The following is a 23,172-nucleotide window of genomic DNA, read 5'->3' as shown; positions in this document are numbered from 1 at the left end:
GAGGTCTGATACTCAGCATAAGCCTAAAAGCTTAATTGTCGAATTAGTTCACCTCTCTTTCTCTGGTTCTTCAGTAATAATTACAATAAAATTAAGTAAATTAAAAATCATTTTGCAAAACTAATGGTATAGTCGAAATCTGAACCGTCAATATCTTGTAAATATTTGAAATAGTGAATTTTCATAATTTAATAGCACAACAGATTATTTAATTTCATTTCAACAAGGATTATTTTTCAAAGACTTCAATAAAATCAGGTATTAAAAATTTCTTGCTTGTCTCCAGCTCGAACAGGTTAGCATTTTCAGCAAATCCCGAATTCTTAAAAAAATTGAAGCAGGGAGTATTTTTATCGGTTGGGATGTATTCTGCTACTATGGTTTTACATTTCAAAAGTATTGCTTTATTATATGCATACCCAATCATGACTTCTTCGATTTTTCTTCCAAAAACCCTGCAGCTCAAAACAAAATCTTCAATTCTGCAAACATCGCCTATGACATTTAAGCCAAGTATCCCTGTAAGGCCGGAGTTACCAAATTTGTCAGAAACAGTAAAGGTCCACATAAAATGGGGTTTTTCATCAGCCCATTCTGTCAATTCTTTTTCCGTCATTCTCCTTGTGGAAAGGTTCATCTGATTGGTTTTATTCAACAACTGAACAGTTCTTTCGATATTTGTGATATTCAGTTTTTCCACACAAACTTTAATACCTGTTGTTTTTATCCAGTCTTCAATGTTTCTAAATATAGCCTTTTCACTTCTCCTGTTTTTTTCTTCAGCATACATACGGTTTCTTGACAGGTCTTCTTCACTGACAAAAGCAGTATTAAAACAATCCAGACTGTGAAGTGTTTTTACAAACAACATTTTATCCTGAGGCATTTCGGGGACAAGAATTTCAGGAAATGACTCCTTTATTCTGGCTCTTTCAGAAGGGTTATCATCAATAAAAACAGCAGATTCAAAACCCAGATTTACATCTTTCATCAATGCAGCAATGTTAGCTGCTTTGTCGCCCCAGTTTATTTTCCACCCTGCAAAATCATCTCTACGAAGTAACATTTCGGGATGTTTGTCAAACACTTCGAGAGCTTTATTTTCATCATTTTTACTTACTATGGCAAGCAACACTCCTTTGTTTTTGTATGATTTTAATGTTTTCTGAAAGTCAACAAAGGCCTCTCCTACAGGGTCGTGGCCACCGAGTTTTATGTTCTCCCATCCCAAATCGCCAACAATGCCCCCCCACAACGTATCATCAAGGTCAAGGATGATGATTTTTCTTGATTTTCCTGACAATGCACGGATGCTTGATTTAAGTGTTCCGGCAGCATGAGAAAAAACAGAAAAATGAAAAGGGGTTTTGCTCAGATACCAGTGCTGAGCATGGTAAGCATCTTTTCCGCATAAAGCCACCCACTTTTGTGAATCGAGAAATATAAAATCATTAACACCAGAAAAATTATCCATAAGGCGCTTATTCATTTGCATGATGGTGTATGGGATTCCAATACCTGCCTTGTAATCAAGCATTGCCCATGATTTTATTTCCGGATCGTAACTCCAGCTCGCAATAAAAACCTTATTCACCAGCTTTTTAATGTTTTTCAGCATGTCTGAAAAAACATCCACTTCATCAAGCACTTCATCAATACTATATTCTTCAGAGTTCAGTACTTTATTAAAACTGCTTATCACTCCTTCCGGCCTTGTCCATACAAAGGCAACATCGGGCTTTTCTATCCAGCAAGCCGATTCATGGTCTATCAAAATTTGCTTCACCTGGTTAAATGGAGGAATAATTGTTTTTATTCCCAGGTCGTTCGTATCTTTTTCCAAATATCCGGCAAGGTTATTTATGGTAAAATCTGATAACAAAAGACATTTTATACTATCCTTATTCATCGGGATTCGTTTTTTCCGGCATTTCCACTATTGCTTTTGCAAGAGTATCTATGTTTTTCAAAGTATCATGTTTGCTTTCCAGTAAGCCTGCAATATTCAAATAAAAACCGGGAAGTTTTCTTTTAAAGGTTTCTTCAAGAACAACTAAAAAATTAATCAGCCCCAGCGAATCGAGAACGCCTTTTCGCGTATAACCGGGACGGTTAAAAAGCGCCGTGTTTGCTGACTTTTCAAGAAGCTGATCTGTCTGGTGAAGAAGATTAAATTCATCAACAGCTTCAAAGATGGCATTCAAAACATTTTGATATGTTAACATTAATTTTTTCTTATAAACACTTATTTTTCATATAATATTCATATTTGTTTTGTAGAGCAAAGTTAACAAAATCAGGACAAAACTATTAAACGAAATTTTTCATATTTCTGTATATCTTGATGACAATATTTGGAAATTTAAATAAGAGTTTCATGAAAACGTTTTTTATAATAAAAAAATTAAAAATCAAGAGCATAATTTATGATTCATTTAAGTTATAAGAAAGATAATAGATATTATCCCGACATTTTCTCTGACTGTATCTATCATAGCTTTATAAAAAACTTTAAATGATTTTTTTCATCAGCTTAATCAGGTCCACCACCCTGCTCGAATACCCAAATTCATTATCATACCAGCCGATGATTTGAACAAAATCATTTTTTATGACTTTTGTTGAAAGGCTGTCGAATATTGCCGAATGAAGGTTGCCGATAATGTCGCTTGAAACAACAGGTTCGTTTGTATATTCAATGATTCCTTTATATTTTTCTTCAGCTGCTTTTCTGAAAATATTATTTACTTCAACGGCATCTGTTTTTTTCTTAATAACGATGTTGAGTTCTATTAACGAACCATCATAAACAGGAACCCGGGTAGCCAGCCCGTCGAAACAATCGCTCAGAAATGGCATCAGTTTTTTGATAATAGGTATCGCAGTGGAAGTAGTAGGAATGATATTCGACAATGCGGTTCGTGAGCGCCTGAGGTCAGAATGGGGTGCATCAACAAGCCGCTGGTTATTGGTTGCAGGATGCACGGTGTTCATAAAAACCTTTTCGATGACGAAATTCTCATGCATAATTTTTAAAAGAGTAGCAGCACAGTTAGCTGTACAGGACGCATTCGAAATAATGGTGTCTGAATTACTAAGTGTATCTTCGTTAACACCAATGATAATAGTTTTGTCAAGCTCTCCGGTGGGGGGACAGGTCAGTATCACTTTTCTGGCTCCTGATTTCAAGTGCTGCATAAGCTGTTCCCGGCTGGTAAAAACCCCTGAGGATTCTATGACGATGTCAGTCCCATGCATGGTGCGGGGTATCAATGCAGGAGCTTTTTCGTGATACACATTAATTTTTTTCCCATTGACTACTAGCTTATCACCTGTTACTTCTATTGTCCCGGAAAATTTACCATGTGCAGTATCATATTTCAATAAATGAGCAAGAACCTTCGTGTCTGCGGGGTCATTAATACCCACGATTTCAATATCCGGTTTTTCCTGCAAAAGCCTGAAAACAAGCTTGCCTATCCTACCAAAACCATTAATTCCAATTTTTACAGACATAAATTTTTTACTTAAATCAAATGATTAAAAATTAATTCTTTTATCCCCAAATACAACAAAGTATTCCTTTTGTATTAATGGCTGACATTCATCACAGCTTTTCTGTCATGCTTGTGTTTAAATAAAATAGCAAACAATACTGCAACAACCAAGGCATATATTGCAAAAGTAAGCCATATCCCATGCCAGTTTTTACCGTCAGCAGTTGTGAAATAGTTATCAATTACAAAGCCACTGATTTTGCTTCCTAAAAAAGCCCCAAAGCCATTCGTCATCATCATAAACAGACCTTGCGCACTTGCTCTGATTTTTGAATCGGTAGTTGTTTCAACAAATAAGGAGCCTGAAATATTAAAAAAGTCGAAAGCCATTCCGTATATTATACAGGATAAAATAATCATCCATAAATTCTCAGCAGGATTTCCATAAGCAAACAATCCGAAACGGAGAACCCAGGCAATCATGGAAAACAACATGACTTTTTTTATACCAAATCGTCTCAGGAAAAACGGAATGGTAAGTATGAATAGTGTTTCTGAAATTTGAGAAATTGACATGATGATTGTCGAATACTTTACCACAAAAGACTTTGGTCCGTAAAGGGGATTGTTTTTGAAATCATCCAAAAAGGTATCGCCATACATATTTGTTAGTTGTAATGCAGCGCCCAGAAACATGGCGAAAATAAAAAACAATGCCATTTTATATTTTGCGAAAAGTTTAAATGCATTTAAGCCGAGCATCTCAAAAAAAGTAGCTCCTTTTGAGATTGATTTCTCAGGAGGGCATTTGGGCAGGGTAAATGAGTATAGCCCAAGTGCAATAGCTGCTACAGCCGCAATAACAAACTGATTGGCATTTGCCTTACTTCCCGAGAGGTTGGTTATCCACATAGCAATAATAAAACCAATAGTGCCCCAAACCCTGATTGGAGGAAACACCTTTATCACATCGAAATTATTTCTTTTTAAAATATTATATGCGATAGTATTCGAGAGAGAAATAGTGGGCATATAAAATATCATAGCAAGAAAAATCACATAATAAAGATTGTTTGCATCTCTAACCCATGGAACCATTAAAAGCACCAATCCATAAAGGATGTGCAGAATCCCATACAAACGTTCTGCATTTAGCCATTTGTCAGCGATAATACCTGTCAGTGCCGGCATAAACAAGGAAGAGAGTGCCAGAGTCGAGAAAATTGCGCCAAACTGCTCCCCATTACCCATTTTATTGGAAAAAAAGTATGTTGCAATAGTAATCAGCCATGCCCCCCAAACAAAAAACTGGAAAAAGCTCATTACGGTCAGACGAAGTTTTAAATTCATAGTAACAGGGTTTTAAAACAATTTAAAATTATTTCCATTTTTTTATTTCATCGCGAATTTTGGACGCTCTCTCATATTCCTCATCAGCTATTGCTTTCTTAAGCATTTCATGAAGTTCTTCAAGAGAGTATGCTGCCAAGCTTGTTAAAGAAGCGGTTTCTTTTTCGCTTTCTTCTTCCTGTGGTTGTTCGGATGTTTCTATGTTATCCCTTATAATTTCATTTTCTTCGTTTTCGAAACTCCGTGCCGCATTCATCACCTGCCTGGTGGCATAAATAGGGCAGCCAAACCTGATGGCCAGTGCAATGGCATCTGACGTCCTGGAATCAACTTCTTGAACTTCCTGCCCGTCAGTACATATAAGTTTTGAGAAAAAAACATTATCGGAAAGCTTGGTGATAATAATTTCTGTGATTTTTATATGAAAAGTTTCTGAAAACATTTTAAACAGGTCGTGGGTTAATGGCCTCGGAGGCTTGACATTTTCTAACGCAATATATATGGATTGCGCTTCACTGAGTCCAATAATTATCCGTAAACGTTCTTTTTTAACTTTATCCTCAAGGATAATTGTATAAGCACCGCTTTGTGTCTGACTGTTTATAAGACCTACAACATCAAGCTTAATCTTTTCCATCAGGGAGGGTTGCCTTAATTATAAAATTGTATATGCAAAGATAAAATCATTCTGTAATAAAACAAAACCACCCATAATAAATTATATAAAAAAAGTATATCATAAATGATTAAAAATATGTATTTTTACCTTCTTTTAATATTAAAATCATTTTTTAATGAAGAAAATTTTTCAAACCTTTTTAACACTGGTTTTATTTTTGTTACCTGTTATGGCATTTAGCAGTGAAGCTGATTTGAAAATCCCTGAACTGACATCAGGACAAAATCATTTGTTGCTCTTCGGATTTTTAATTTGCTTTCTAGGCTTGTTTTTTGGGCTGTATCAATTTCTTAAAGTTAAAGGGCTGAAAGCACACCAATCTATGCTTGATGTGTCAAAAGTTATTTTTGAAACATGCAAGACCTACCTGATACAGCAAGGGAAATTTTTAATATTGCTTTTTGTTTTTATTGCCTTCTGCATAGGATTTTATTATGGATTTCTATTACATACCAATGCTAGCGGTGTCCTGTTGATATTATCCTGGACAGTTATAGGCATTTTAGGCTCATATGGCGTAGCATGGTTTGGCATCCGGATGAATACGCTTGCCAACAGTCGTATGGCTTTTGCATCTCTTGAACGCAAACCTATTAAATTACATACTATTCCTCTTAATGCCGGGATGAGTATAGGCGTTATGCTGGTATGTGTCGAGTTGATAATGATGCTGATAATTTTGTTGTTTGTTCCCAGAGAACTTGCCGGTGCTAGCTTCATTGGCTTTGCCATTGGAGAATCTCTTGGTGCTTCTGCATTACGTATTGCCGGTGGCATTTTTACCAAAATAGCTGATATTGGCTCCGACTTAATGAAAGTCGTATTCAAAATCGGGGAAGACGACCCCCGAAATCCCGGAGTGATTGCCGACTGCACAGGCGACAATGCAGGTGACAGCGTTGGCCCAACTGCCGATGGGTTTGAAACCTATGGAGTTACCGGTGTTGCTCTTATTTCATTTATTGTCCTCGCTGTTGGTTTTAATCTGGATGAAGCTCTTAAAATTGATTTCCAGACAACCTTGCTGACATGGATTTTTGCCATGCGCGTGCTTATGGTTGTCACATCTATAGTGTCATTCTGGATCAACAGCGCCTTAAGTAAATCACTTTATGGGAAAAAAGACGATATTGACTTTGAAAAACCACTTACCAACCTTGTCTGGATTACATCTATACTCTCTATAATAATCACTTTTATCGTCAGTTACCTGATGATAGGCCCGTCATCCTCCATCGGAGGTTTAAACCCCGACCTGTGGTTAATTTTGTCAACCATTATCAGCTTTGGTACGTTGGGCGCTGCATTGATACCTGAGTTTACAAAAATTTTTACCAGCCCCAAGTCAAAGCATGTCAATGAAATTGTGCAGGCATCACGCGAAGGAGGTTCGTCATTGACCATTTTATCCGGTTTGGTAGCAGGTAATTTCAGCGCTTTCTGGAAAGGGATGATATTTTTATTTTTAATGTTTGGAGCTTACTTCGCCAGCACATTCGGACTTGGCGATTTTATGATTTATCCTTCCATTTTTGCTTTCGGTCTGGTAGCTTTTGGCATGCTGGGTATGGGGCCTGTAACTATCGCCGTTGACAGTTACGGGCCTGTTACCGATAATGCCCAGTCCATTTATGAGTTATCTCTTATTGAAGAACAGAAAGATATTGAAAAAGATATTGAAAATAATTTTGGCTTTAAACCCGATTTTGAAAAAGCTAAATATTATCTGGAAGCCAACGACGGTGCCGGAAACACATTTAAAGCAACAGCAAAACCTGTATTGATAGGGACCGCTGTAGTAGGTGCCACCACGATGATTTTTTCACTCATACTTGTTATTAATAATGTATTAGGGATTAAACCCGAAGAAATTCTGAACCTCCTGAACCCTTATTCAATCCTCGGATTTATTGCCGGAGGCGCAGTGATATACTGGTTTTCGGGAGCATCCATGCAGGCTGTTACCACCGGGGCTTACCGCGCTGTGGAATACATCAAAAAACACATCAACCTCGACCCTGATGCTCCTAAAAAGGCTTCCGTTGAAAAATCCAAAGAAGTCGTAAAAATTTGCACCAAATACGCCCAAAACGGCATGTTCAACATCTTCATCGGCATATTCGCTTTTGCGCTGGCTTTTGCATTCTTTTCATCTCCCGGTGATATTTCAGGCACAACAGACGCCAATGAAAAACTGGACCTGGCAGCACCCGTATCTTTTTTTGTAAGTTATCTGATTTCAATAGCCGTGTTTGGCCTGTTTCAGGCAATTTTCATGGCCAATGCCGGAGGCGCATGGGATAATGCCAAAAAAGTGGTGGAAGTGGACCTGAAAGAAAAAGGAACACCTTTGCATGATGCTACCGTGATTGGTGACACTGTCGGAGACCCTTTTAAAGATACTTCCTCTGTAGCATTAAACCCGATAATCAAATTCACCACCTTGTTTGGACTGCTTGCCATGGAAATAGCCATTTCGGAAAATTTCAGGCAATATGCAACTATCATTGGTAGCGTATTTTTTATTATCGCCTTGTATTTTGTTTACCGTACGTTTTTCCAGATGCGTATCAAAACAAAGAAAGCATAACAATATTATTGTCACACAAAAAGCCGGTCTGACCGGCTTTTTTATTTCCGCTTCAAATTAATTATTTCTATAAATTTGTTTTCTGAAAGTGTTTTTTTCTATGGGCGGAAAACAAAAGAAACATAAAAAAACAGACCCCAAAAGGCAAAAGCATAAAACACAGCCTGTCAGGCCTGTAAAACAGCCATTAAACCAAAGCCGTCAACACATGCTGTTGGTAGCCCTTTTGCTCATAGCTGTTTTCATGGCATACCTCCCGGTTCTTAACAAAGAATTCATTAATTATGATGACGACCTTTACATTTACAATCACCCGCTGGTAAAAAATTTCAGTTTTTCTAATATCCCTGAAATATTCGGCAGTTTTTATTACGCTCAATATTCTCCAATACCCACTATGATATATGGATTGCTGCACATGATATCAGGGTTTAAACCGTTTTTATTTAACATTAGCGGGCTTTTGCTTCATCTGGCGGTTGTGTTTCTGGTATTCAGATTGATACGCGAACTGGGAAAAAATTTTAGAATTTCCATAATAACAGCGGCACTGTTTGGCCTGGCAACCATACAGGTGGAAGCAGTGGCATGGTCGGCAGCTGTTTTTAAAACCGCAGGATACAGCATTTTTTTCCTGTTGTCATTAATAATGTACATAAGGTATGTCCGAACAGCACAACAAAAATTTATTGTTATTTCGTTATTGTTGTTTGTTTTATCTTTTTTATGCAAAGAACAATCCGTTGCCCTGTCACTGGCCGTTGTTGCGATTGACCTCTATCTGGGAAGAAAACTGCTGAGCAAAAAAGTGCTGCTCGAAAAAATACCTTATTTTGTTATATCCATAGTGTGCGGGCTTATTGCATTAGCCGCCGCACGCTCGTTCAATGAATTCAATGCCACTCCTTTCGGTTTTTTTGAAAGAATTATTTATGCATGTTATGCTATCTGCAATTATCTTTTTAAAACGCTCATCCCTGTTAAGCTAGCCATGTTTTATGCATATCCCTCATTGAAAAACATAAGCTACATATACTTTTTATATCCTTTAATTGTTGTTGCTATAATAGCTCTTTGGATAATTGCCGTAAAAAAGAAACAACGATATATTCTTTTCGGGGGGCTGTTTTTTTTCTTTAACATTTTATTTTCGCTGGTATTGCAGGTTATCTCTGTCAGGGAAGTGGTGATGGCCGACCGTTATATGTATATGGCAAGTATCGGAATTTTTTTTATGATGGCTGTTTTTGCGGATACGCTTATTGAAAAGAATAAAATTAAATCCGGTGTGGTGTTCGTTTTTTTTATCGCCTACCTTTTGTTTTTCGGTATTTTGACACACCTGCGCGCCGGAACATGGAAAAACTCTGTAAGCATGTACACAGAGCTGCTGAAATTTGACAACAGGTCGGAGCTGGCATACCGCAACCGGGGAAATTTTTATCGCGATGAAGCCAAACTGCTGGCCGAAAAAGGAAACTACGCCCGTGCCAAGGAATACACCGACCTAGCTTTTAATGATTATTCCCGTTTGATTGAGGTGAGCCCTGACAACACCACGGCTTATGTGTCGCGGGGAAAAATATACACCGACAGAAAGATGTACGACAAAGCCCTTGAAGATTTCAACATGGCTATAGAGCTGGGGGATAAGGATGCGGAAACCTATTCAAACCGCGGCGCGGCTCACGGATTCCTGAACAAACCCGAACTTTCTCTGGAAGATTTTAATACCGCTTTAAAAATCAACCCGAAAAGTAAAAACGCTTTGCGCAACCGTTCTGTCACCTTTTACAACGCACATGAGTTTGAAAAAGCCATCGCCGACCTGAACACTTACCTGGAGTTGGTTCCCGATGACGCAGACTCTTACAATTTAAGAGCTTTATGCAAGGCAAACATCAAAGACTACAAAGGAGCTTTGGAAGATTTCAATACAGCTATCAACATCAATCCGAAGCAGGGCCTGTTTTATCAGAACAGGGCGTTTTTGTATGAATCGGCAGGAGATAAAACAAAAATGATAGAAGATCTGGAGACGGCACGCCGGCTTGGAATTGATATTCCACAAGCTTATATGGATAAATTAAAAAAATAAAACCCTTTTGTGTTCTGCTTGTTCGGATTTGTAATCCAAGTGAGCTGAGAATGTAGTGAATTTTTTTGCAATTTCTGCGTTTTATAAAATTTATTGACACACTTAAAGCCGAAACACTTAATTTTGCATATATAACCTTGTAATGAAATTCATGCCTCAAATATTTTTTTTGCTATTGCTGCTAACTGCGTATTGCAATCTCACCGCACAGGAAACCCCAAAAGAAAAACAACCTATAAAGGTTGACATGAACATAAAGGGCGTAGCTATTGCAGGCATCAATTTGTCGCAGGTGGATGGCGATGAAGTGTATGGCTTTAATAAAGTTGGCGCCTGCGTGGGGGTTGGTGCTATTTTCCCTCTCGGCCACAGGTTTTCTTTTAGTGTAGAAGTGTTGTATGACGAAAAAGGCTCTTACCGGAAATATCCCCCATCGCCGGTGGACTCACTCCAACTCCCTTATTATTCACTTAAGTGGAATTATCTTACTGCACCTGTGATGGTACATTTTGAAGACCGCAACACATGGACAATAGGTGTGGGCTTTTCATGGGGGCGCATGGTTACATTTAAAGAAAAAGAATGGAATATTGTTAAGGAATGGAACCGCCCGGAAATAACATATAAAACAAAAAACGATTTTGCAGTTATCGCCGACCTGCGTTTCCGCATCTGGAAACATCTTAAATTCAACATACGGTATTCTTATTCTTTAGCTAAAGTCAGAACCAGGTATTATGACCCGAATCCGGGAATTGTAGAGCCATGGTCAAGAAAACAGTACAATACAGCCATAACATTGCGACTGCTATATTATTTCAACGAAAAATATTTACCCGACAGATACACTTTTAAGAAAAAACCCAAACAAAGAAAGTCAAAAAACAAAACAGAATAAAAGTTCGCTGCAAATGAACATTAATGCTGATTTCTGGATTGATTACCTACAATTACAGCCTCATCCCGAAGGAGGCTATTACAGAGAAGTTTACCGTTCTCCCGAAACAATACATGCCGATACCCTCCCCGACAGATATGCCAGCAAACGCAACATGTCCACTTCTATTTATTTCCTGCTAAAAAGCGGGCAGGTTTCTGCTTTTCATCGCCTGAAATCCGACGAAATCTGGCATTTTTATTACGGGTCCTCTTTAAGTGTTTATATCATTGATAAAAATGGCCGTTTAAGAGAAGAATTTTTAGGCTGCGATGCTGGCAATAATATACAACTTCAGCTTGTCATCCCCAACGGATACTGGTTTGCGGCAAAAGTAAATCAGCCGGATACTTTTTCACTGATAGGTTGTACTGTATCTCCCGGCTTCGATTTTCATGACTTTGAGCTGGCAAAAAAATCAAATCTTTTGGAAGATTTTCCCCAACACAAAGAAATTATCAATAAAATGTGTGTGAAATAAGCTCAGGCAAAACTTTTATCCTGCTCAGTTGATTTTATATTTTATATTTTTCAAAGAGTCAATCCCTTTCAGAAAGCCTTCTCCCGATACCTTACGTTTTCTTGAAATCATATCAATAAAATAATTTCCTTCCTCATCAATAATACGAACAGTCAGGTCAGCTTTCCCCGAGTTATTATCCATGATATTGCGTATGTTCTCAATATATTCATCCTGAATTATTTCTAAAGGAACATAAAGAGTAACCGCCCTGGTTTTTTTCTCAAGAAGGTTGTACATAGGCTCAACAGACCCTACCCGTATTTCATATTCGGGAACATACTCGGGGTCTTTCTTTTTGGAGTTGTCCCAATATCTCCTGTCAACTTTGGCGGTAACAAAAATGCATTTGCCTATTTCAAGCAAATGCTTGTATTTATCATATTGTTCCGACCAAAGATTTAGCTTCAGCGAGCCGCTCATGTCTTCTATTTCAAAAAAACCATAAGGTTTGTTGTTTTTATCAATTTTATGTGTGGCGGAAATTATCATGCCTGCAAATCGTATTTCACGGCCAGCAAAATCGGCAAGCTGTTCATTCTGTGATAATTTAAAATTTGTGAAGCCATCCATCTCTATGCGGTAATCATTCAGAGGGTGTCCCGACATATAAAAACCTATGACTTCTTTTTCGTGAGTTAGTTGTTCAATAGTGCCCCAGGGTTCACAAACAGGCAACTCCGGCTCTGGGATGGCCGAGTCGTCGCTTTCGCCAAAGAGCGATTGCTGCATGGTATTTTGTTTGTTTTGAACCAAAGATATATGACGTATCAGTTTTTCGAGAAAAGAAATATCCTCATTGGGGAGTTTATAAAAAAACTGTGCACGATGTATCCCCATACTATCGAAAGCTCCTGCCATAGCGAGGGCTTCAATGCTTTTTTTGTTCACCGTACGCAATGTTACACGGTTCAAAAAGTCAAAAATATTTTTAAAGTAACCGTTTTTCCGTTCAGTGATGATAGCATCAACGGCGGCATTGCCCAAACCTTTAATGGCTGCCAAGCCGAAACGTATTTCGCCTTTGCTGTTCACTATAAAATGTGTCTGGCTTTCGTTGATATCAGGCCCAAGAACAGTGATATTCAGCTTTTTACATTCGTCAATAAAAAATGTAATTTGTTCAATATTCGACACATTCCGGCTCAGCACGGCAGCCATAAATTCATTCTGATAATGAGCTTTCAGATACGCCATACGGTAAGCTGTTATCGCATAACATGCCGAATGTGACTTATTAAAAGCATATTCAGCAAAAGATTCCCATTCACACCACACTTTTTTTGCGATGGCATCTTTAATACCATTGTTATTACAGCCGGTAAAAAATTTCTCCTTAAGCGTGTTCATGAGTTTTTTATCTTTTTTACCCATTGCTTTTCTGAGGATATCAGCTTCGCCTCTTGTAAAGCCTGCCATCTCACGTGAGAGATTCATCACCTGCTCCTGATAAACAGTTATTCCGTAGGTTGGGGTTAATATTAATTCCATCACCGGATGGTCATATACTATCTTTTCTTTTCCGAACTTTCGTTTTATATAACTGGGTATATGTTCCATAGGCCCGGGGCGGTAAAGGGCATTCATGGCAATAAGGTCTTCAAATTGGTTGGGTTTTAGTTCACGCAGGTGCTTTTTCATGCCATCCGACTCAAACTGAAATATACCTGTGGTATTCCCTTTGCTAAACAAATGATATGTTTCTTCGTCATCAAGAGGAATCTGGTTAACATCTATCTCAATACCCTTTGAATGTTTAATGTTTTCAATGGCATCTTTAATGATAGACAGAGTTTTCAGCCCAAGAAAATCCATTTTTAACAAGCCGACCGATTCCACATGTTTTCCTTCATATTGTGTAACTCTCAATTTTGAATCTTTCTGCAGGCATAAAGGGATATGGTCAATTAAATCATTTTTACCGATAATAATTCCGCAGGCATGTGTTCCTGTATGCCTTACAGATCCTTCCAGTTCCTCGGCATATTTCATCGTTCTCGATATTAACTGGTTGTTGGAGTTTTTTGCGCTTTTTAACTCATGAACCATATTAATGGCTTCCTTAAGGTCTTTTGCTTTCGCCGGAACCATTTTAGCCAGGCGATCAGCATCCTGCAAGGGAAGGTTTTCAACTCTTGCGACATCCCGTATAGCCATTTTAGAAGCCATAGTGCCAAACGTAATTATCTGGGCAACTCTGGATTCGCCGTATTTATCAATCACATATTGTATAACTTTTTCCCGCCCGTCTTCATCAAAATCAATATCCATATCAGGCATTGAAAAACGTTCCGGGTTCAGGAATCGCTCAAAAAGCAAACCATATTCCAATGGATCCAGGTCCGTTATTCTCAGGCAGTATGCCACTACCGAGCCGGCGGCAGAACCTCTCCCCGGCCCCACCCAAACGCCCATATTGCGTGCTGCTGAAATAAAGTCATTAACAATCAGAAAATATCCTGCAAATTTGGTTTCTTTAATTACTGAAAGCTCATATTCAATACGTTCTTTTATCTCGTCAGTAATTTCCTTATAACGCATTCTGGCTCCTTCATACGTCAGGTGCTCTAAGTACTCGTATGTACCGCTGTATCCTTCAGGCAGTGGAAAATCAGGAAGTATGGGTTTATGCTCTAATTTATATGATTCTATTTTTTCTACTATTTCATTGGTATTTTCAAGGGCTTCAGGAATGTCGGCAAACAGCTCCATCATTTCTTCGGCGCTTTTCAGGTATTCCTGTTTGGTGTATTCCATCCGGTTCGTATCAGAAACCAGCTTTCCCGTATTGATACACAACAGTCGGTCATGCGCTTGCGCATCGCCGGCTTTAATAAAATGCACGTCATTGGTGGCGATAAGCTTCACCTGATGTCTGCGTGAAAGGTTTATCAGGGCGTTGTTTACAATTTCCTGCCTCACAAATACATCATTATCGTATTTGGGGATACTTGTTTTATGTCTCATCAGTTCAAAATAAAAATCATCCCCGAAGAGTTCTTTAAAATCTGAGATTTTCTGCTCCAGGCTTGCTGTATCGTTATTCAATATGTAAGCGGGTATTTCTCCGGCCAGGCAGGCGGTGGAAGCAATCAATCCCTCATGATATTTTTTCAGCAATTCCCAGTCAATACGTGGCTTATAATAAAAGCCATCAATCCATGCGTAAGAAATCAGTTTGCAAAGGTTTTTATATCCTGTTTCGTTTTTTGCCAGCAAAATAAGGTGGTAACCGGCGCGGTCTTCAGTACCGGTTTTATCGACCATGCTTTTGGCTGCCACATACATTTCACAACCGATAATGGGAAGTATTTCCTTTTTTGTAGCAACACTGTGAAATTCTTTAACTCCAAACATATTGCCATGATCGGTGATGGCTATGGCTCGCATTCCCAACTCCTTCGCTCTTTCGATAAGGGCTTCAATGCCTGCGGCGCCGTCAAGAATGGAATATTGTGTGTGAACGTGTAAATGAGTGAAATTTATCATAATAATAACTTGCAAAAATGTTCAGTAAAATTAAAAAATAAGATACTTGATTTTTTAATTGTTGATAAGTTTTACATAATATGATTAAAGGCCTTGTCGGATCTGCAAACCGTATATCATATAAAAAATATTTTTCGTTTTCAAAAACTATTTTGGATTAGCCGATTATTAATTTTTACAATCAGACTGAGCCGTTCCAATAGCTATAAGAACGTATCAGGTTTGAGACGGTTCAGATTTCGACCTCAATCTGAGCGTCAGGAAGTTATACTTTCAACAGCACAATAATTAATTTATTATCTTATTATTCGACTCCGACGGAGTTGTCACAGCTTTTATTTTAAGCATTTATAAATATTCGATGCCTACGGCATCGGCTAGCAATAAACTGTCTGTGATTTCTAAATTATTTTGGAATATAATGTGTTTCTGTGGGATTGATTGCTTTTTCCCTTATCCGGAACCTTGCATTTTCCAGCCTGATTATGTCATATACAAAACCAAGTTGCGCCATTCCTCCAAAATATTCATCAGGGACAACGATGAATTCCATTTTTTCTCCATCCAGTGTCCACGAACCTTCGGATGAAACTGTGTCGGCCTGATATTCTGTATATCTGTAATCTTTTGACAATTTAATCCAGTAATTGTTGGTTGGAGTGATATCCACGCCGGAATTAACAAGGAACCTTTTTTCGATTTTCCAGTCATTAACGATGTACATTTTTACAAACCAGCTGAATGTATCGCCATCTTCGTATTTTTTGCAAGCCGAAAAAGAAGTTATTATCAATAATGCCACTAAAAATAATTTTACTAATTGTTTCATATTATTTGAATTTTTTATTAATAATACGAAAATAAAAAAATTTCATTAATCAAACGAATTTTTGTGTGTTTCATTCATTGATAGTTTTAGTTTTTATTTAATTTTACTTTTTATCTCATAAAATGTAACAATTTCCCCGATGCAATATCTTATGCTCAAACACTGAACCACCATGAACCCGAAAGAGGAAAAATTCAGGAAACTTGTGGAAGAACAGCAGCAGCGCATCTGGAATATATGCAGGCACTATGCCCGTTCGGAGGAAGATATCAAGGATTTACAGCAGGAGGTAATGATAAATGTCTGGCGAAGTCTGGATAGTTTCCGCGGCGATGCAGCCATCAGTACATGGGTTTACCGTATTGCAGTCAACACTTCCCTCACTTACATTATGAAAGAGAATCGCCGTTCGGAATTTAACCTGTCACTGGATAAAAACAATTTCAGGCAATTGATGGATGAAGACGTCAAAGAAGAAAAAATTGAGAAAGAGCTAAGGATTGAGTCGTTACACAATGTGATAAACCAGCTGAATGTGATTGACAAACTTTTAATAACACTATCCATTGAAAAAATATCAACGCGTGAGATGGCTGACATTATAGGAATTACGGAGCCAAATGTACGAACCAAACTACACCGTATCCGCGAAGAATTAAAAGTTATGATGAAAGGAGAAGATTATGAAAAATAACAATATAAATACTCAGTCCATCAACATTGACAATTTTATAAACCGCATGCAGCGCGAAGACAAACGCAACCGCAAGTTAATGCGGGGAATGTTTTTTGTATATCTTGCCTGCACCATCTTTTATGCGGCATTGTTTATCATCAACCCCGACCCCGAAATAAGCGGCGTGGACAGAATATCGGGAGCATTTTATGTGCTTGCATTTCTTATCGGGACATGGTTTTTCAGATGGCAGTATAAAACCTATAAAAACCTCGACTACACCCTGCCGTTATTTAACGTACTCAAGAAGACCGAAGAAAGATACCGTTTTTTCAATAAAAGATGGTACCCGGTATTTATAGTCGTAATACTCATCAGTGTTGGCATTACATTAAATGCCTACGAACATCATAAATATTTTGAAGCGGAACCCTTAACAAAAATACTCGTGATACAAGCGGTTTACTGGGGTATCATGTTTATTTCCGGGCTTATTGGATATTTTTTCTGGCGCAAACGTTCCATGCCGATATGGAGGGGGGCGAAGAATTTGCTGGAAGAACTAAAGAGTTAAGTATAGTGAGTGCTGGAGTAACTGCCCGTAAGCTTTCACATAAGTCAGTCTTCCCGACACAATCCAAATAAAATTACAAACATCTTTCGTATCCCGGCATAAATGTACTTCCGGATACAACGGTTGTTAGTGGAAACCAGAAATAAAGATTAAAATAAAATCCTTCATACGAAAAAGAAATAACCGGGCAAAATGATGCTTCTTATTGTTCGCACTGCGTGCTATATTCATATTGGACGCCTTCAGCATCAGGCCTTATCTGCAATAATCAGCGTTATCTGCGTGAGTAAAAGAAAGAATATTATTTCCCGCGGATTTCGCAGATTGACGCAGAAAAAATCAGACACTTTCAACATGATTTTGCTTATGGTTTTTTTAGTTTTTTGCTTTAACTTTTTTTAAGCGCACAAAATCCATTTCATAACCAAGTAAAACAGTGACCCTGTTTTCAGTTATTTTTAGCGGAACCCAATAGTTCAGATTTATAAAAAATCCCCTGTAATTAAAAGAAACCACAGGGCCGAAGGTAACATCGCTTATTTCCGAATCAAAATAAAGCCGGTCGGCTATGCCAAGCCAGAAAAAATCCAATGGTTTATAATACACTTCAGCCCAATGTGAAAAATAAGTCGGGACATTTTTTATATTGATTGTCAGTTGAGGGTTGTTGTAAAAATATATTTTATCGCCATCATAAACTGTTACCGGAGAAATGCAAATACCCACATTATCCTTCCCAAAAGTAAGCCCTTGCATTATTCTGAACTTCCAATTGTTTTTATACAAAGCAGCTCCGAGAAACAATGAAAAGTTTTCTGTTATATCATAGTTGTAGCGGGCTTCAATCGAAAATTTGTTATAATCGTAAGCAAGAGAGAAGAAAGGCAGAAAACTTTGTTTTGTAAAATCAAAATACGCATTTACTGCGATATTATGAGTTATTTCTTTTTGCGGAATACTGTCCTGAGCGTACAATCCAATTGAACATAAAACAAACAAGCCTGAAACAAGCAAACGCTTCATAATATTTAATTAATATTCATTAAATTGCTTTTGCTAAGTTAGTATGATTTGCAAATATTCCGGAATTTTATTCTTTTTCATTTCTATAATTATGTATTCATAATTTTATAGTTGACTTCTTTGTTTTTACACTTAATGCTGGTATATGCAAGCAACTCTTTCCCTAAACTCTGTGTAACTCATTTTTTTCTCTGTTTTCCTCTGTGGTTTATAAAAAAAAGCTTGTTTAACCACAGAGCGCCACAGTGTTTTGACAGAGTTCACAGTGTTGCTTAATCAATAATGAAGCATTATTAATATATTGGACACCTTCAGTGTCCTTATTATGACTTTCTTCTTGTTGTTCGCACTGCGTGCTATATTCATATTGGACGCCTTCGGCATCAGGCCTTATCTGCAATAATCAGCGTTATCTGCGTGAGTAAAAGAAAGAATATTATTTCCCGCGGATTTCGCAGATTGACGCAGAAAAAATCAAATAGAAAATCATTTAAAATAAAACCCTAACCATTCCTATCTACCTAATCACCTCTAAACACCTATTCACCTAAATACCTATCAGCCTAATAGTCTAACAGCCTATTCCCCTAAAAATACCACCCACCCACCTCTCTCCAAAACTTTTTACTTACTTTTACACTAAATAAATACTTTCTCATGTCCTCAGAAAAAAAACTCTACCTTATAGATGCTATGGCGCTGATGTACCAGGCATTTTATGCTTACAAAGACCGTCCACTCATCAACTCAAAAGGAATAAATACCTCCGCGGTTTACGGTTTTGCTAACATACTGTATAAACTTTTAAAAGAAGAAAAACCAACACATATAGGAGTAGCTTTTGATACCATGGCGCCGACTCTGCGACATGAAGATTTTGTTGAATACAAAGCCAACCGCCAGGAAATGCCCGAAGACCTTTCGGCTTCTATTCCCTATATTTACCGGCTGGTGGAAGCATTTAACATTCCAACACTTTTTGTGGAAGGTTACGAGGCAGATGATGTGATCGGCACCCTTGCCAAAGAAGCCGAGAAAAAAGATTTTAAAGTTTTTATGGTAACACCTGATAAAGATTTCGGGCAATTAGTAAGCGAAAATGTATTGATATACAAACCGGCTCGCTTTGGCGATAAGCCCTCGATCATGGGCGTAAAAGAGGTTTGTGAAAAATTCGGAATTCAGAAACCGGAGCAGTTGATAGATATTCTGGGCATTTGGGGCGATGCATCCGATAATATTCCGGGCATACCGGGCATTGGAGAAGTGGGGGCAAAAAAACTCATCAGCGAATTTGGCTCATTGGAAAATATTTTGAAAAACATAGATTCCATAAGTCCTGAAGGAATGAAACAAAAAGTGATAGCCGGGCAGGAACTAGCTATTCAATCAAAAGCACTTGCCACCATCATTCTTAATGTTCCTATTGCTTTTGAAGAACACAAACTTATCCTCGAACATCCGCACGAACAAGAACTAAAAGAACTGCTTGAGGAATTAGAAATGCGAACTTTTGCAAAACGTGTTTTCACTGATATTTCTTTACAAAAAAAGGAAACATCGGAATTGATTAAAAAACAACAACCGGATTTGTTTGGCGAAATATCAGCAACAACAAAACAGGAAAATATTTCAGAAACTTCTTTAAATAATATCCAGAACACTCCGCACGAATATATTCTTGTGGATACAAAAGAAAAAAGAGAAACCCTGATAAAGATACTGGAAACTGCAAATGAGTTTTGTTTTGACACAGAAACCACAGGCCTTGACCCAAATTCTTCTGAATTGCTGGGAATATCGTTTTGCATGGAGCCACACAAGGCATATTATGTAATGCTTTCAAAAGAGTATCATGAAACATACGAGCAGGTTCAGGAATTCAAGGCCATATTTGAGAATCCCAATTCGCTGAAAATAGGTCAAAACATCAAATTCGACATGGAAATGTTAAAGTGGTATGACATTGATGTGAAAGGCCCGATGTTCGACACCATGATGGCGCATTACCTGATAGAACCTGATCTGAGGCACAATATGGATTATCTGGCCCAGTCGTATTTGAATTACTCTCCTGTCCCTATCGAGCAATTGATTGGAAAGAAAGGCAAAAACCAGCTTTCGATGGCGCTGGTGCCCGCTGAAGAGATAAAAGAATATGCCTCTGAAGATGCGGATATTACTTATCAGTTGAAAACTGTTTTGGAACCGGAGCTCAAAAAAGTTGGCGCTGAAAAATTATTTAAAGAAATTGAAATACCCCTGATTCCTGTGCTGGCATCTATGGAAACCGAAGGTGTGAAGCTTGATAAAAAAGCGCTGAACGATTATTCCGCTGAACTACTTGTTGAAATTCAATTGTTAGAAAAAGAAATATTTGAACTTGCAGGAGTGGAATTTAATATTGCTTCGCCCAAACAGTTAGGTGATGTGATATACGGACACATGAAAATCATCGAGAACCCAAAAAAAACCGCTACCAAACAGTTTTCAACCGCAGAAGATGTTTTGACAAAACTCGTAAACAAACATCCAATTATTCAGAAAATTCTGGATTACCGTTCACTTACTAAACTCAAATCTACTTACGTGGATGCTTTACCCGAACTCATCAGCCCCCGCACCGGCAGAATTCACACCTCTTACAATCAGGCCATTGCAGCAACAGGACGTTTAAGTTCAAACAATCCTAATCTCCAGAATATTCCAGTCAGGACAGAAAAAGGACGCGAAATCCGTAAAGCATTTGTTCCCCGCAATGAAGATTATATTTTGGTTTCAGCCGACTATTCTCAGATAGAACTGAGAATCATCGCTGCAATCAGCGATGAACACAATATGATAGAGGATTTTATACAGGGCCATGACATTCATGCCGCAACGGCATCAAAGGTTTACAATGTCGCTTTAGCCGATGTTACCAAAGAGCAGCGCCGCAATGCCAAAATGGTGAATTTCGGCATCATTTACGGCATTTCAGCTTTTGGACTGTCGGAACGGCTTAATATCCCGCGTAAAGAAGGGGCAGAAATCATTGAGCAATATTTTAAAAAATATCCTGCTATAAAAAAGTACATGGAAGATACCATAGCATCAGCCAGAAAGAAAGGATATGTAGAAACAATTTCAGGGCGCAGACGTTATCTGCGGGATATCAATTCTGCCAACGCGGTGGTAAGAGGTTATGCCGAACGAAATGCGATAAATGCTCCCATTCAGGGTTCTGCGGCGGATATCATCAAAATTGCCATGATAAAAATTTTCAGAGATATTTCCGCAAATTCATTTCGCAGCCGCATGATTATGCAGGTTCACGATGAATTGGTGTTTGATGTTTACAAGCCCGAAAAGGAAGCTGTTTTGGAAATTATAAAAGAACAGATGAAAAACGCTTATGAATTGAGTGTTCCTCTTGAAATTGAAATGAGTTCAGGAATGAACTGGCTGGAAGCACATTAAATCATAATTTATTTCACCATCAGGCGCGGTTCCATCATATCCATAATGGCATATTTTACGCCTTCCCTGCCTAAACCGGAATCTTTTACTCCGCCATAAGGCATGTGGTCGGTTCTGAATGTCGGCACATCGTTTATCATCAACCCACCGACTTCAATATTATTAAATGCATAATCCATTTCAGTAATGCTGTCGGTAAACACTCCTGCCTGAAGCCCATAACGCCCGTTGTTAATTTCGTCAACAGCTTTTTTGAAATCGTCATACGGCTCAATCACAACCACAGGACCGAATACCTCACAACAGCAGACATTCATTTTATTATGAGTGTTAGTCAGCACAGTGGGTTCAAAAAAAGCGCCCTTACGTTTGCCACCACACAACAGTTCAGCTCCTCCCGCTAATGCATCGGCGACCCATGATTCCACTCGTATGGCATTTTCTTCATTTATCAGTGCAGAAATATCTGTAGCAGGGTCTTCCGATGGGCCTTGTTTGAGTAGTTTTGTTTTTTCAACAAATTTTTGTGTAAAATCAGTAAAAATATTTTTATGTACAAAAATTCTCTGTGTATGGATGCAAACCTGCCCGGAATAAGCAAAACCACCTGCCACGCATTTAGTAACTGCTTTTTCAACATCAGCTGATTTTGTTATAATCACGCCGGCATTGCCACCCAATTCCAATACAACTTTTTTCTTACCCGCCTCACTTTTCATTTTCCAGCCCACCTCGGGAGATCCTGTAAAAGTCAGTAATTTAAATCGTTCATCCGTCACCAGCAAATTCCCTGTTTTCCTGTCCATCGGTAAAATAGAAAGCGCGCCTTTAGGCAAGTCGGTTTTATCAATGATTTTAGCCAATTCCAGCGTTGACAAAGGGGTTAAGGAAGAAGGCTTGAGAATAATCGGGCATCCTACCGCAATGGCGGGAGCTATTTTATGCACGGCAAGGTTCAGTGGAAAATTAAATGGTGCAATGCCAGCCACCAGCCCTATGGGAAAGTATTTAACCATACCTTCCTTTCCGGCTCCGGATATTGTCCAGTCAATGCTGATATATTCTTTTGGCAACCTTTTGGCTTCTTCAGCAGCGACAATGAAAGTCTGCACGGCTCTGTCAACTTCTGTCAAAGAGGACTTTAAAGGTTTGCACGCCTCAGTACTTAACACAAAAGCCAGCCTGTCTTTATCATCCTTGATAAGCTTTGCAATTTGCATTAAAATTTCATATCGCTTGTATGATGGCATTTCCGCCAAAACCTTTTCAACATTTTGCGCCGCCTGAACTGCCTGTTCAAGCTCACCGGGAGAGGCAAGACATGCTTCGGCAAAACATGCTTTAGTATATGGGTTAATTATTTTAATTTTTCCGGAAGTTTCAACAAAATTTCCGGCAAGGTATAAACTATATGCATCCATAATTTTAAGATTAAAGAGTTTCAAAAATAA

16 protein-coding genes are annotated in these 23,172 nt (G+C 38.3%); 7 read left to right on the top strand and 9 right to left on the bottom strand.

The features are described from left to right. Positions 1 to 229 precede the first annotated feature (229 nt). The 5 genes from M0R16_00885 to M0R16_00865 form a co-directional block, all read right to left on the bottom strand. Positions 230 to 1,909 carry an HAD-IIIC family phosphatase gene (locus tag M0R16_00885; GenBank protein ID MCK9611439.1) on the bottom strand — a complete coding sequence of 560 codons (1,680 nt, stop codon included), beginning with the start codon at positions 1,907 to 1,909 and terminating at the stop codon, positions 230 to 232. Beyond that, complete coding sequence (locus M0R16_00880; protein MCK9611438.1) at positions 1,902 to 2,225, bottom strand: hypothetical protein; 324 nt, start codon at positions 2,223 to 2,225, stop codon at positions 1,902 to 1,904. The genes M0R16_00885 and M0R16_00880 overlap by 8 nt, the downstream gene beginning before the upstream one ends. A gap of 286 nt (positions 2,226 to 2,511) precedes the next feature. Further along, entirely contained in the window at positions 2,512 to 3,516 is a 1,005-nt protein-coding gene (gene gap, locus M0R16_00875) for a type I glyceraldehyde-3-phosphate dehydrogenase (GenBank protein MCK9611437.1), read from the bottom strand. Positions 3,517 to 3,590: 74 nt separating this feature from the next. After that, complete coding sequence (locus tag M0R16_00870) at positions 3,591 to 4,847, bottom strand: nucleoside permease (GenBank protein ID MCK9611436.1); 1,257 nt, start codon at positions 4,845 to 4,847, stop codon at positions 3,591 to 3,593. Positions 4,848 to 4,875: 28 nt separating this feature from the next. Continuing rightward, positions 4,876 to 5,484, bottom strand: a complete 609-nt coding sequence (locus tag M0R16_00865; GenBank protein MCK9611435.1) for a DUF151 domain-containing protein — start codon at positions 5,482 to 5,484, stop codon at positions 4,876 to 4,878. A gap of 157 nt (positions 5,485 to 5,641) precedes the next feature. On the opposite strand from M0R16_00865, the gene M0R16_00860 reads away from it, so the two are divergent. From M0R16_00860 to M0R16_00845, 4 genes are all read left to right on the top strand, one after another. Then, positions 5,642 to 8,116, top strand: a complete 2,475-nt coding sequence (locus tag M0R16_00860; protein ID MCK9611434.1) for a sodium-translocating pyrophosphatase — start codon at positions 5,642 to 5,644, stop codon at positions 8,114 to 8,116. Between the two features lie 100 nt (positions 8,117 to 8,216). Then, the gene (locus M0R16_00855) at positions 8,217 to 10,214 is read left to right on the top strand and encodes a tetratricopeptide repeat protein (GenBank protein MCK9611433.1); all 1,998 of its coding nucleotides are present in this window, start codon (positions 8,217 to 8,219) and stop codon (positions 10,212 to 10,214) included. A 151-nt stretch (positions 10,215 to 10,365) separates the two neighbouring features. Continuing rightward, the gene (locus M0R16_00850; protein ID MCK9611432.1) at positions 10,366 to 11,112 is read left to right on the top strand and encodes a PorT family protein; all 747 of its coding nucleotides are present in this window, start codon (positions 10,366 to 10,368) and stop codon (positions 11,110 to 11,112) included. A gap of 13 nt (positions 11,113 to 11,125) precedes the next feature. Further along, positions 11,126 to 11,632: a cupin domain-containing protein gene (locus tag M0R16_00845; protein ID MCK9611431.1), complete on the top strand. Its 507-nt coding sequence runs from the start codon at positions 11,126 to 11,128 to the stop codon at positions 11,630 to 11,632. 24 nt (positions 11,633 to 11,656) lie between these two features. On the opposite strand, the gene dnaE is transcribed toward M0R16_00845, so the two are convergent. After that, entirely contained in the window at positions 11,657 to 15,160 is a 3,504-nt protein-coding gene (dnaE, locus tag M0R16_00840) for a DNA polymerase III subunit alpha (GenBank protein ID MCK9611430.1), read from the bottom strand. 406 nt (positions 15,161 to 15,566) lie between these two features. Continuing rightward, positions 15,567 to 15,989 (bottom strand): hypothetical protein, encoded by a 423-nt coding sequence (locus tag M0R16_00835; protein ID MCK9611429.1) that lies wholly within the window; start codon positions 15,987 to 15,989, stop codon positions 15,567 to 15,569. Positions 15,990 to 16,161: 172 nt separating this feature from the next. On the opposite strand from M0R16_00835, the gene M0R16_00830 reads away from it, so the two are divergent. Next, entirely contained in the window at positions 16,162 to 16,683 is a 522-nt protein-coding gene (locus M0R16_00830) for a sigma-70 family RNA polymerase sigma factor (protein MCK9611428.1), read from the top strand. After that, entirely contained in the window at positions 16,673 to 17,239 is a 567-nt protein-coding gene (locus M0R16_00825; protein MCK9611427.1) for a hypothetical protein, read from the top strand. Before M0R16_00830 ends, M0R16_00825 begins: the two co-directional genes overlap by 11 nt. A gap of 375 nt (positions 17,240 to 17,614) precedes the next feature. Here the strand turns inward: M0R16_00825 and M0R16_00820 are convergent, their stop codons facing one another. After that, positions 17,615 to 18,262 (bottom strand): hypothetical protein, encoded by a 648-nt coding sequence (locus M0R16_00820; GenBank protein MCK9611426.1) that lies wholly within the window; start codon positions 18,260 to 18,262, stop codon positions 17,615 to 17,617. A gap of 657 nt (positions 18,263 to 18,919) precedes the next feature. On the opposite strand from M0R16_00820, the gene polA reads away from it, so the two are divergent. Further along, positions 18,920 to 21,721 (top strand): DNA polymerase I, encoded by a 2,802-nt coding sequence (polA, locus tag M0R16_00815; GenBank protein ID MCK9611425.1) that lies wholly within the window; start codon positions 18,920 to 18,922, stop codon positions 21,719 to 21,721. Between the two features lie 8 nt (positions 21,722 to 21,729). On the opposite strand, the gene M0R16_00810 is transcribed toward polA, so the two are convergent. Then, complete coding sequence (locus M0R16_00810; protein MCK9611424.1) at positions 21,730 to 23,142, bottom strand: aldehyde dehydrogenase family protein; 1,413 nt, start codon at positions 23,140 to 23,142, stop codon at positions 21,730 to 21,732. Positions 23,143 to 23,172 lie beyond the last annotated feature (30 nt).

The sequence above is a fragment of the Bacteroidales bacterium genome, assembly GCA_023228145.1.
GTDB lineage: Bacteria > Bacteroidota > Bacteroidia > Bacteroidales > CAIWKO01 > CAIWKO01.
This window is presented reverse-complemented; position numbering and strand designations above follow the sequence as displayed.